Annotated in this window: 12 protein-coding genes and 2 pseudogenes; 7 read left to right on the forward strand and 7 right to left on the reverse strand. The window is 39.3% G+C overall.

What is annotated here, in order from left to right:
• Positions 1-219, forward strand: a pseudogene (locus Q0212_RS14145) (SGNH/GDSL hydrolase family protein); the annotation flags it as partial.
• Here the strand turns inward: Q0212_RS14145 and Q0212_RS14150 are convergent.
• Complete coding sequence (locus Q0212_RS14150) at positions 207-770, reverse strand: sigma-70 family RNA polymerase sigma factor (RefSeq protein ID WP_297926626.1); 564 nt, start codon at positions 768-770, stop codon at positions 207-209. The pseudogene Q0212_RS14145 and the gene Q0212_RS14150 sit on opposite strands and share 13 nt — an antisense overlap.
• A gap of 468 nt (positions 771-1,238) precedes the next feature.
• Here Q0212_RS14150 and Q0212_RS14155 point away from each other — a divergent pair, with 468 nt between their 5' ends.
• Positions 1,239-1,670: a nuclear transport factor 2 family protein gene (locus tag Q0212_RS14155; RefSeq protein ID WP_297926629.1), complete on the forward strand. Its 432-nt coding sequence runs from the start codon at positions 1,239-1,241 to the stop codon at positions 1,668-1,670.
• Positions 1,671-1,727: 57 nt separating this feature from the next.
• Here the strand turns inward: Q0212_RS14155 and Q0212_RS14160 are convergent, their stop codons facing one another.
• Both Q0212_RS14160 and Q0212_RS14165 read right to left on the reverse strand, forming a co-directional pair.
• Entirely contained in the window at positions 1,728-2,168 is a 441-nt protein-coding gene (locus tag Q0212_RS14160) for an HIT family protein (RefSeq protein ID WP_297926630.1), read from the reverse strand.
• Complete coding sequence (locus Q0212_RS14165; RefSeq protein ID WP_297926631.1) at positions 2,161-2,949, reverse strand: TIM barrel protein; 789 nt, start codon at positions 2,947-2,949, stop codon at positions 2,161-2,163. The genes Q0212_RS14160 and Q0212_RS14165 overlap by 8 nt, the downstream gene beginning before the upstream one ends.
• A 339-nt stretch (positions 2,950-3,288) precedes the next feature.
• On the opposite strand from Q0212_RS14165, the gene Q0212_RS14170 reads away from it, so the two are divergent.
• Both Q0212_RS14170 and Q0212_RS14175 read left to right on the forward strand, forming a co-directional pair.
• Positions 3,289-4,245 (forward strand): TerC family protein, encoded by a 957-nt coding sequence (locus Q0212_RS14170; RefSeq protein WP_297926633.1) that lies wholly within the window; start codon positions 3,289-3,291, stop codon positions 4,243-4,245.
• Between the two features lie 218 nt (positions 4,246-4,463).
• Positions 4,464-5,180, forward strand: a complete 717-nt coding sequence (locus Q0212_RS14175) for an START domain-containing protein (RefSeq protein ID WP_297926635.1) — start codon at positions 4,464-4,466, stop codon at positions 5,178-5,180.
• A gap of 30 nt (positions 5,181-5,210) precedes the next feature.
• Here Q0212_RS14175 and Q0212_RS14180 read toward each other — a convergent pair whose 3' ends face one another.
• Together Q0212_RS14180 and Q0212_RS14185 are read right to left on the reverse strand one after the other, a co-directional pair.
• Positions 5,211-5,690, reverse strand: coding sequence for a macro domain-containing protein (locus Q0212_RS14180; RefSeq protein WP_297926637.1), 480 nt, complete (start codon positions 5,688-5,690; stop codon positions 5,211-5,213).
• Positions 5,691-5,917: 227 nt separating this feature from the next.
• On the reverse strand, positions 5,918-6,928 hold the full coding sequence (locus Q0212_RS14185) for an AraC family transcriptional regulator (RefSeq protein WP_297926640.1): 1,011 nt from the start codon (positions 6,926-6,928) through the stop codon (positions 5,918-5,920).
• A gap of 126 nt (positions 6,929-7,054) precedes the next feature.
• On the opposite strand from Q0212_RS14185, the gene Q0212_RS14190 reads away from it, so the two are divergent.
• A complete protein-coding gene (locus Q0212_RS14190; protein WP_297926642.1) occupies positions 7,055-7,987 on the forward strand; it encodes a metal-dependent hydrolase in 933 nt (310 codons plus the stop codon).
• A 123-nt stretch (positions 7,988-8,110) separates the two neighbouring features.
• Positions 8,111-8,485: a dihydroneopterin aldolase gene (gene folB / locus Q0212_RS14195; RefSeq protein WP_297926645.1), complete on the forward strand. Its 375-nt coding sequence runs from the start codon at positions 8,111-8,113 to the stop codon at positions 8,483-8,485.
• Positions 8,486-8,523: 38 nt separating this feature from the next.
• Here folB and Q0212_RS14200 read toward each other — a convergent pair whose 3' ends face one another.
• Positions 8,524-9,303, reverse strand: a complete 780-nt coding sequence (locus Q0212_RS14200; RefSeq protein WP_297926648.1) for a pteridine reductase — start codon at positions 9,301-9,303, stop codon at positions 8,524-8,526.
• Positions 9,269-10,507 (reverse strand): multifunctional CCA addition/repair protein, encoded by a 1,239-nt coding sequence (locus Q0212_RS14205; protein ID WP_297926651.1) that lies wholly within the window; start codon positions 10,505-10,507, stop codon positions 9,269-9,271. The genes Q0212_RS14200 and Q0212_RS14205 overlap by 35 nt, the downstream gene beginning before the upstream one ends.
• A gap of 164 nt (positions 10,508-10,671) precedes the next feature.
• Between Q0212_RS14205 and Q0212_RS14210 the strand changes: the two are divergent.
• Positions 10,672-11,734 (forward strand): annotated as a pseudogene (locus Q0212_RS14210) (hypothetical protein); the annotation flags it as partial.

Below are 11,734 nucleotides of genomic sequence, written 5' to 3' on the forward strand. Positions count from 1 at the left end.
TTGCCACAACCTTTGCGTTGGTATGTTGGCTTGTATGCCAAACAGTTTAATCGACAACTAAAAAAGCATTTTGATAACCATGCGTATGGGTATGTGGTCTCTCCTACAGCACGTTTTGAATCTGAGTTTTTAGCCAAAGATGGTTTTCATCCCAGTCCAATCGCCTATCAACGTTGGGCAAAAGTGATTGCTAAAGAAATTTTAGCTCAGCAGGATTGATGACAACAGCCATATTCAGTGGTTTTTTCGTGGCAAGTGCAATCACTGCCACAACAACTCACTAATAAATCACGGAGTTTTTCTCGGCCACGTTTTACCCGACTTTTTACCCCTGATTCACTAATCCCCATCATTTGGGCAATATCTTTATGTTTTAGCTCTTTGAGGTCGGCTAATTCAACCGCTTGGCGATATTTATCGGGCAAGTCTTTCATCATCGACAACAAACAACAACTCAAGTTTAACCACGGATTTTCATTGGGTTCAGGGTCTTCTTCGAGTGCGTAATCATGCTCATCTAACAGAGGCATTGTGGGTTTAATTTTGCGCCAATAATCGACTAAGGTATTTTTAGTGACTTGTAACAACCATGCTTCTAATTGAGGAATGGTTTTTAATTGGGGTGGATGCTGTTGAATTTTTAAAAAAACAGTTTGCACAATGTCTTCGGCATCACTTTGATTGTGAATACGTTTAAGCACATACTGTGTTAATCGTTGATGGTAGTCTTGCCACAAATCAGGTATTAGTGCAGACGCAGAAGCGGTCATAAAATCACCTACAGTTATACTCCCTCTCCCTGTGGGAGAGGGTTGGGGTGAGGGTTAACAACAGCCTTTAGTATCCGTTGTTTTTGGCTGGCAACAACCACAATTACAGCTACATTTGCATTCAGTGGCTGTGCATTGGCATTCACCTTGGCAACAGGGGCAGTTGCAGTTTTCACAGGTACAATTAGTACAGTTGCATTTTGAGCATTGGCAAGTTTTTTTAGTTTCGCTAGTCATGGTACACCTCGTTGGGTTGAGAATAGGACTTATGCTTTTCTTTGATAGTAGCGTAAGCCTAAATAAGTTTCTTTACCTCTCTTATAACGAAGCATAGTCAAAAAAGTTGCAGATTTTTTATCGATAATAGCGATTTTTTTAAATTGCTAACAATATTTAAAATAATGTTTACACTGTAAACATTTGGTGATAATGTCAAGATATCTTCAACCCAGATGAGAGATAGTTGTTATGACATTAAACCACCTACAGCCAATGGTTGCCGAGTCATTAGCACAATGGCACAAGATGATTGAACACAAAGAGACCAGCATTTTGGTTGAGTTATTACATCGAGAAGTTGTATTTCGTTCGCCAATGGCACATCGCCCATATGCAGGTGCTTTTGCTGTTGGATTAATATTACAAACAGTGATTACCATTTTTGAAAACTTTACCTATCACCGTTCTTTTGCGACCGATGATGGTATGGAAATCGTTTTAGAATTTAGTGCTGTGGTGGATGGCAAGTCTTTAAAAGGCATTGATATGATTCGTTTTAATCAAGAAGGAAAAATTATTGATTTTGAAGTGATGATTAGACCATTTAATGCCTTAGCCGCATTAGGTAAAGCGATGGGCGAGCGTGTTGCAGGTCAAGTTGCTGCACATAAAGTGGGCTAAATTTTCAACAGACCCTATTCTCCCTCGCCCCTTTGGGGAGAGGGTTGGGGTGAGTGGTTATAAATATCGTGCAATTTCTGTGGCTTGTTTGTCTAATATTTCGCGTTTTGCGCCACCTGTTAGCATCACTAAAGGTTTGGCCAACAAGCTACGTAAAAAAGCAAAATTATCATGTTTATAACGTGGCAAAATATGCAAATGCACATGAGGCACGGTTTGATGTGCGGCTTTGCCATCATTAATATTAAAATGTACCGCCAACGGTTGTAAGGAAGACTTAAGCATTGCCTGACTGACCTTGTTGGCAGTGGCAAATAAATGATTACGTTCTTGCTCTGTCAGTTCGCGCACATATTGCACATGACGTTTATTAATTACTAATACATGGGCAGGACGCAGCGGAAAAATATCCATTAACACCATACACAGCTCATCTTCATAAACCATACTCGCAGGTGCTTGTTTAGCTTTAATGGCACAAAACACACAATCACTCATGATGGCCTCCATACTGTTTTAGCCATGCTAACGAGTCCAAGCTATGACCTAATGGATGATATTCAGCTCCACAATAACCTTTGTAATTTAATTGGTCGATCAGGCCAAATAATCGTTTAAAGTCGATATTGCCTGTATGTGGCTGATGACGATGTGGTGTGTCTGCAAATTGAATATGACCAATATGCTGCATGTTTTCGGCAAGGCTGCTCCATAAATCTTCGCCCATACGTGCCATGTGATAACAATCAAACTGCATTTTTAGGGTTGGATGATCAACAACTTCAAGCATTTCTTGCATATCGACCACCGACTTAATTAAAAAGCGCGGCATATCAAAGGTATTGATTGCTTCAAAGGTGGTAATAACACCAATTGATTGAAAGGCTTCGGCCGCATAACGTAAATTATTAGCTAAGGTTTTTAAGCAATCTAATAATTCACAGTCTACAGGTTGACGACCTGCCAACACGTTCACTCGACCAACACCCAACTCATGGGCATAATTCAGAGCTTCCATAACCGCCATTCTAAAGGCTTGTTCTTGAGAGGGGACACAAGCCAAACCATCTCCGCCTTGCATCAAATCACCCGCAGGCACATTAATTAACACAAGGTCTAAATCATGTTGATCTAATTGTTGTTTAATCTCTGCAATACTTAATTCATAAGGAAATTGAATTTCAACCGCATCAAAACCTGCTTGTTTCGCCACTGCAAAACGTTCAATAAGGGGATACTCTTTAAACAATAACGATAAATTAGCAGAAAAATGCGGCATATTTGCTCTCGTGTTACTAAGTTTTAATATCTTGTATTGTTGTGTAAAAATATGCCATAAAAATGCTTTGTAGAGCTGTTTTTTTTAAGCATTTTGTTATAGTTCCCCCTATCCCATAGGGAGTAGCTTCTCGTAAGCGTATCGTCAGCACATTACTTGCTAAGCACATCTTAGTCTTGAATAGTAATCGGTACGTTTAGTCATTCATAACGTTGTTCAACGTTAGCAAAGACAAGCAAGACTATGGTGACCAAACTTTTGGTCATCGGTTTTGTATTGTCAAAATTCTTGTCAATCATTAATCCAGATGACCTTAATATAAATCTATTGGGGTTGATTATGGAAACTTTAGCCAGTCCTCTACTGTGGACAGCCTTTGCGGTAAGTGTGTTTGCTGCACTTGCCATTGATTTTGTTGGCTTAAATAAAAATGGCCAGCAAACAGTGAGTTTTAAAAGTGCGCTTAAGTGGTCGTTAGTATGGTTTAGTTTGGCGTTAGCCTTTGGTGCTTTATTGTGGTGGGAAACAACAAATACCTTTGGTAGTGCTGTTGCAACCGAAAAAGCCGCTGAATACTTTACAGGTTATTTGGTTGAGAAGTCTTTAGCGGTTGATAACGTTTTTGTATTTTTAATGATTTTTAGCTATTTTGCCCTGCCGATTCATTTGCAACGTCGCGTGTTGTTATATGGCATTTTAGGGGCGATTATTTTACGCGCAGTGATGATTTTTGTGGGCGGTTGGTTGTTAACAGAATTCCATTGGTTGATGTATGTTTTTGGCGGCTTTTTAGTGCTGATGGGTATTAAAATGTGGCAAGGTGCTGATGAAGATGCATCTTTAGATGACAATAAGCTATTGAATTGGTTGAAAAATCATATTCCTTTGTCTAAAGACTACGATGGTGAAAAGTTTTTTACTTGGGAAAATGGCAAACGTGTGGCAACGCCGTTATTCTTGGTTTTGATTTTTGTTGAGCTAAGTGATGTGATTTTTGCGGTTGATAGTATTCCTGCAATTTTTGCGATTACTAGCGACCCATTTATTGTATTAACCTCTAATATTTATGCGATTTTGGGCTTACGTGCCATGTACTTTATGTTGGCTGGGGTCGCTGATCGTTTTAGCTTGTTAAATTATGGTTTAGCGATTGTCTTAGTGTTTATTGGTACTAAGATGTTATTGTTGGATGTGTTTAAGATTCCTGCTTTAGTTTCTTTAGCAGTGATTGTGACTATCCTTAGTATCACTATGTGGTTGAGCTGGCATAAAGCTAAAAAAGAGCTTAAAGCCTAATTGGCGCAGCGAAAAAAGGCTTGGGAAACCAAGCCTTTTTTATTGGAGTGATATAAAAATGAGAACTAGTCGTGATAGCTTGGCGTACTTGATCATTTTTTGATACAAAATATTAGGTAATATATTGTTATATTTTATTTTCACATAATAACAATTAATAAATAGCGGAGAACATAGTGAGTCGACTCTTAAAAGCTTTATGTGCAATGGCTACCATAATGGCTGTGACACACTTGCCTGTGTATGCAGCAGGTGATGATATTGACGAATTACAAATGAAATTAACCAACCAATGGACATTGGTAAAAAATGATAAATTACGTCAAATTAAAACTTATGCACGTTTAGAGGACGGCAAACAATATCGTTCTTTTAAAGCTACTATGGTCATGAAAGATGTTAAGCCAGAAACACTGGTGCGTTTTTTATTAGACTTTGAAAACTATGGTCGTTGGTATTGGCAAGTTTTAGAGACCAAATTATTAAAGCGCGTTTCACCTACAGAATATTATATTTATATGGTGCATAAAGCACCAGCTGGTTTGCCAGATAGAGATGTGATTTTGCATGCGACTGTAGAGTTACAAACTGCAACCAAAAATTATGTGATGTTGAGAGTAGAAGCAGAGCCTAATTATTTGCCAGCTAAACCACCGTTAGTACGTATGATTGCCGAAGATTTAACGTTTAAATTTACGCCGCTAGAAAATGGTGATATTGCTGTTGAGTCAGAGGGATACGTTGACCCAGGTGGAAAAGTGCCGTCATGGGCGGCTAATTTTGTGCAACATAGTGCGCCTTATAGTGTAGCTCTTGGTTCGTTGCGTATGGTAAAAAAAGAAGAATATGCGAAATCTACAGAGCCAATTCCATTTCCGATTTATAATTATCAAGACTATTTGAATAAACAGCTAAGAGGCTTGTTGCCACAATAAAAAAGAGCGCGGTATCGCGCTCTTTTTCAATCACTCAGCTTGTTGGCCTTTATGATAAGTCGTATAAACATACACAGGAATACTAAGATCACCTAAGTGTTGTTGAATTAACGGATAAACTTCTTCCCACGATAAACCACCTACACCTGTGGCTAATTTAGGTAAAGCCACACTGCTAAAATTTTCGCTGTCAATCAATTTACGTAATTCGGCTAAGGCATGATGTACATGTTTAGTGTTAGCGCGCCCTGGCTTTTCACCGTGATGATAAGCACCTTCTTGGGTTAATAGATTGACAATGACTTTACCTTCAGAACTCATCCATGACCAAATTGTGCCTTCTTTAGGGTGTTGTGTTTGGCAAAAATGACGAAAGTCTTTGTATAAGCTTGGCCATTGTTCGCGTAATGATAAAGCCAAACCCTGACCAAAGTTGTCATTAGGTGCAATACCATGAGCAATTACTTGGGCTTTACTTAATAACAAATCACCAGTCACTTCAATAATCATAAGTTTTCTCTTTGCCATATCAATAAAAAGGGGAGTTAGGCTAGCCTACTGGGTATTAATTGCCTAACTCCCAAAGGGGTTTAAAACCATATAAAATATATGGTTTATGCCTTTGATAATATGCCTATAAAATATGCTTGTCTAGCAGATTTTATAGTTGTTTAACGTGTTGTTATATAAATAAATTTTACATTTACGAATTGAAAAAAGACTCTCTTAATAGTTGATTATTTTGCTAGGCTTTTGCGGTAAGCGGTTGGTGTTTGCTCTGTCCAGCGTTTAAAGGCACGGGTAAAGTTGGCTAAATCGGAGTAACCTAAATATTCGGAAATATCATCTAAACTCAGTTGGCTGTTGGTTAATAAATCTAAGGCTTTTTGTTTTCGTGCTTCTTCTACTAAATCGGTATAAGTTAATTCATATTTGGCTAATTGGCGTTTTAGGGTGCGTTCGGACATATGTAAACGTTGAGCGACTTGTTCGAGAGTCGAAAAGCCCATTTTTTCATCAAACATTAAGGCTTTTACTTGTGCTACAAAGGGTTTGTCTAAACCAAATCGTTGTAGTTCCTGTTCACATTGGGTTAAGGCTAATTGACTGGCAACTGGATTAGCCATTATTAGTGTTAAATCTAAATAAGTGCTGGAAAAGACAATTTGATTTATTTGGCTATTAAAGCTGACTTTGGCAGGTAAAAAAGGAATCAAAGGCTCTAAATAATCAGGGCAAGCAAAGTCAACTTCAACATCACCTGTTAATACTTGGCCTGTTGCTGCATAACCCATGTGAGCAAAACCAAACATCACGGCTAACACGGCTAATTCACGCAAAGGCTGTAATTGGGTATTAATGGTTAAAATCAGATTACTTTTTTCTGCGCCTTCTTCAACACGTAATTCAACCAAACTACTAATCATACCGACAAAACGTTCGGCAATAATTAAAGCTTCACGCACGTTTGCTGCGGTTAAGGCAGCAAAACCAATAAAACCGTGCATCGAAATTTGCATTTTTTGGCCAAAATAAATCGCTAATGCCGCCTCTTGGGTGAGTTGACGCGCTTTAATAATCAATTTGTTGACATCTTCTAAAGAAATACGTCGCTGTGGTTCTAGCAACATTTCTCTGGTTAAGCCTAAATCGGCCAATAACTGTTCGGGCTTTACTTGCCAGTTAGCAGCAACGTCAACTAATAACAAGGCATAGACGCTAGGCAAACTTTGCAAATTGATAGACATATTGTCCTCTAATGATAAAAAAATGGCACAAAAGCACCTACTTACCGTACAACCATACAATTACATTATTAGTGTGACATTAGTCAATGTAAAAATGAAGTAGCACCACAAATTAAGAGGTTGCATATGAATACTAGCGTTTCTAACAATATTGGCCATACAACGGCAGCTCCTGCAACTAAAAAGTTGGCATTAGGTGCAACGGTAAATATCCCACCACGTCGCTTAGATTTTGAGTTTTCGACCGATTCTGAGCGTTATTATTATGATAACAACCCTTATTTAAGTTCCTTTTTGACGACATTATCGTCTTTATTTCCTGCAGGTGAATCATTTTTTGTTGAAGCAGTACGCCATTATCGTGAGCGTATTACTGACCCTGTGTTAAAAGCCCAAGTTGCAGGTTTTATTGGCCAAGAAGCCATGCACAGCAAAGAGCATCAGGGTTTTAACGACATGGCTACCCGACAAGGTTATCCTGTAGATAAACTTGATCGTGATGTGACTAAATTATTAGATTTAGTACAAAAAACCTTACCTAAGCCTGTTCAGTTAGCCGCTACAGTAGCGTTAGAGCACTATACCGCGATTATTGCAGAAATGTTGTTGCGTGATGCAGATGTCCAGCAAAAATTTTCGGTTGAAGCACGTCATTTATGGTTGTGGCATGCTTTAGAAGAAAATGAGCATAAAACAGTGGCTTATGATGTTTATCAACAAATGGTTGGTAGTTATGGTTTGCGTGTTGCAACGATGGCTTTAACCACTGTCATTTTCTTTGCGGTAACGTTTGCATTTCATACGCGCATGTTAGCAGCGGATGGCCAATTATTTAAGTTTCGTCAAACTTGGCAGGCCATGAAATACTTGTGGAATGGTAAAAAAGGCGTGTTTTCACGGTTGTTGCCACAGTATTTAGACTTCTTTAAGCCAAGCTTTCATCCTAAAGATCATGATACCGATGCTTTATTGGCACAATGGAAAGAGATTTTATTTGCCAAAGAAGACGGCGTGTTATATGAGCAATTAAAAAACAAATCTGCCGTTGGTGTGCATTAATTTATGCGCCAGTGGTTCAAACGGAGGTGGTTAACGTTTAATAATTGGCACATAAAACAGGGCGCATTTTTGCGCCCTTTTTTGTTTATAATACAGCCTAATTTTTTTATACAGGCTAAAGTTGTGGACATTTTATATATCCGTAATTTAAAAGTTGATGCCATTGTCGGTATCTTTTCGTGGGAAAAACGTATTCGCCAACCTATTCATCTAGATTTAGAAATTGCGATAGATATTCGTCAAGCAGCATCAACGGATGACATCGCCTACGCCCTTGATTACAAAACAGTCTCAACACGTTTGACCAATTATATTAGTCAGAGTGAATGGCATTTAATTGAAACTTTAGCCGAGAAAGTGGCGAGTTTATTAATGGACGAGTTTGGTGTAACGTGGTTACGTCTACGTTTGTCTAAACCTGCGGCTTTGCCCGCTGCGGATAGTGTCGGCTTGGTGATTGAGAGAGGCAGCCAACAAATTCGACCATTGTTTGGTTAAATTATGAAATAAAAAGGCTTAGATTGCTAAGCCTTTTTTTATTCCATCCCTAAGGTATGACTTCTGCCACCATCAACGGCAATAATTTGACCTGTAATATATGGGGCATCTTCCACTAAAAAACGTACCGTTTTGGCAATATCTTGGGGGGTGCCTGAGCATTGTAAGGGAATACCTGCCAAAATTTCTGCTTGAGTATCGTTATTAATCGCCGAAGGGCTGTTCATTTCTGGCCATAAAATCGCACCTGGTGCAACACCATTGACCCGAATATCAGGCGCAAGTTCTTTAGCCAAAGCATAAGTCATGGTTTGTAAGGCCGCTTTTGCCATACAGTATACGGTATAGTTTTTAAAGGGGCGTTGAGCATGAATATCAACAATATTGACAATACAACCTTGTGTCTTTTTGAGTAAAGTCACACAGGCTTGACTCAAAAAAAACGGAGCTTTGGCGTTACTACTAAACAAATCATGCCACGCATTATCGTCAACATTGCCAATTGGTGTGGGATAAAATGTTGACGCATTATTAACTAAAGCATCTAAACGATCAGTGATTTGCTCAATTTGTTGTGATAATTGATTAATTTGGTTTAAATCATCTAAATCGGCACATAAGGTATAAGCACTGTTTGCACGTTGGTGGTTTAGCTCATTGGCTAAGCTTAATGCCGCTTGTTGGCTATGACGATAATGAATTAATACTGTCCAGCCCGATTGATGCAAAGAGCGAACAATCTCTGCACCGACTCGTTGACCACTGCCTGTCACTAAAACCACTTTAGGATTGTTGAAGGTATTGTTGTTTAAACTCATGTAATGCGTGTATCCGTAAAGCACCTAAAGCATGACCTATCTCTGCGCCATTGAGTTGGCTTAAATTGGCTAGCTGTTTAGGGGTAATTTGTGCTACAACTTGTTGGGCTTGTCTAAAATAGTCAAATTGCGGATAGGGTTTATGTTCTAAACCTAAACGCCCTTGAGCATCTGCTTGGCAAGCCTGTAAAAATTCGATAAAACGCTCTGGGCGCCGAATAGCATCTAGCTTTTGTAGCTTGCCCCATAATGTTTTAGCTTGCAACTCAACAACCCGATGACAATCTAAATGATATTGGCAAACCATTTCGGCTAATTGTTGATAATCGCGTGGCACTTTATAGCGTTCACATAAGGCAGTGACTAAAGCAACGCCTGTATGTTCATGATTAATGTGTCGTGGCAATTGCTCTTTAGGGGTAATGCCTTTGCCTAAATCATGGACTAATACTGCAAAACGTGCGCGTGTTGATAAATGGTCGCGAGCAGCTACACGTAAGCACATTAAAATATGAATGCCCGTATCGACTTCGGGATGATATTCAGCACGTTGAGGCACACCAAATAATTGGTCAATTTCAGGGAACAACGCTTGTAATGCCCCACATTGTTGTAAAACTTCAATGTAAATATCGGGTCGCGCTTCTCCTAGTGCTTTATGCGTTTCTAGCCAAATACGTTCGGCTGATAAATGCACTAATTCTCCTTGTTGGACAATTTGTTGCATGAGCTCTAAAGTTTCGGGGGCAATACTAAAGCCATCATCAGCATAACGTGCGGCAAACCGAGCGACTCTTAACACACGTAAAGGGTCTTCGGCAAAAGCAGGCGAGACGTGGCGTAAAATTTTTGCCGTTAAATCGGCTTGACCACCATAGGGGTCTATAATTTGTCCATCATCATTTTGCGCAAGGGCATTAATTGTTAGGTCGCGGCGGGCTAAATCTTGTTCTAAACTAATATGGCTGCCTGTTTCACAGCTAAAACCATGATAGCCCGAACCAATTTTTCGTTCAGTTCGAGCTAGAGCATATTCTTCATGGCTGTGTGGATGCAGAAACACAGGAAAATCTTTACCAATGGCTGTGTAACCCTGTTGAAGTAACTGGTCTGGTGTGGCACCAACAATGACCCAATCACGGTCTTTAACGGTTTTGCCTAAGAGGGTATCGCGGACTGCACCACCCACTAAATATGTTTTCATTGTGTTTGCCAAAAAAGTCTAAAAATACAACAGCAGAATAGGATATACTCAATATATTTAGTTTACCAACTTGTCTTTAACCGTACCGTCATAAAAATTTAGCGGGCGGCTGTTACTTGCCTAAGCATGGAACTTGCTGACCCAAAGATTAGGAGTATCTACACATGGCCATTTCTCGCACAACACATACTTCCGATGTTTCTTACACCTTACCAGATGGTGTTGATGATTTAATTTTAACAGGTACGGATAACATCGAGGGTACGGGTAATACCTTAGATAATCATATTACAGGCAATGTGGGTGATAACATTATCAAAGGATTGGAAGGTAATGATACTTTATTGGGCGGTGATGGTAACGATATTGTGATTGGTGGTTTAGGGGATGATCAATTAGAAGGAGCGAATGGTGATGATTCACTATGGGGTGAAGAAGGAGATGACATTTTAAATAGTGGTGCAGGCAATGATGCGTTATTAGGCGGTGATGGCTTTGACAGTTTAGTCAGTGGGGATGGTAATGATAATTTAGATGGAGGCGTTGGTGGCGATACCATGGTTGGTGGTGCTGGTGATGATTCATATCAAGTCGATGATTTTTCAGATATTGTCATTGAGCAATCTGTTTCTGTAAGTAGTCCTGTGCGTATCAGTGAAGATAGTCATGGTGTAGAAGCAAATGCTCAAAGTTATGGTAGTGTATTTTCGGCTGATGGCACAAAAGTTTTGTTCCATAGTTGGGCTTCTAATTTAGTGGCTAATGATGACAATGACGTGGCTGATGTTTTTGTAAAAGACTTACTCACAGGTGAAATCACCCGAGTTAGTACCCATATTACAGGGCAACAAGGTGATGCTGATAGTACAGCCGTTGCTTTTTCAGCCGATGGCACAAAAGTATTATTTACCAGTAGAGCAACTAACCTAGTTGATAATGACCTAAATGGCAAACAAGATGTTTTTATTAAAGATTTAAAAACTGGTGCTGTCACCTTAGTTTCTACTGGCGAATTTGAAGGTTTTAATGGTGATAGTGATGCTGTTGCCATTTCTGCCGATGGTACAAAAATATTATTTAATAGTAGTGCCAATAATATTGTCGTTGACGACACCAATAATGCCACAGATGCATTTATCAAAGACCTGACAACAGGAAAAATTACCCGTGTTACCACTAATGATAGTGGTGCAGAGGCTAAGCTAGGCGGTTTTGCAGTAGGTATGT

The organism is uncultured Agitococcus sp. (genome assembly GCF_937920075.1).
GTDB lineage: Bacteria > Pseudomonadota > Gammaproteobacteria > Pseudomonadales > Moraxellaceae > Agitococcus.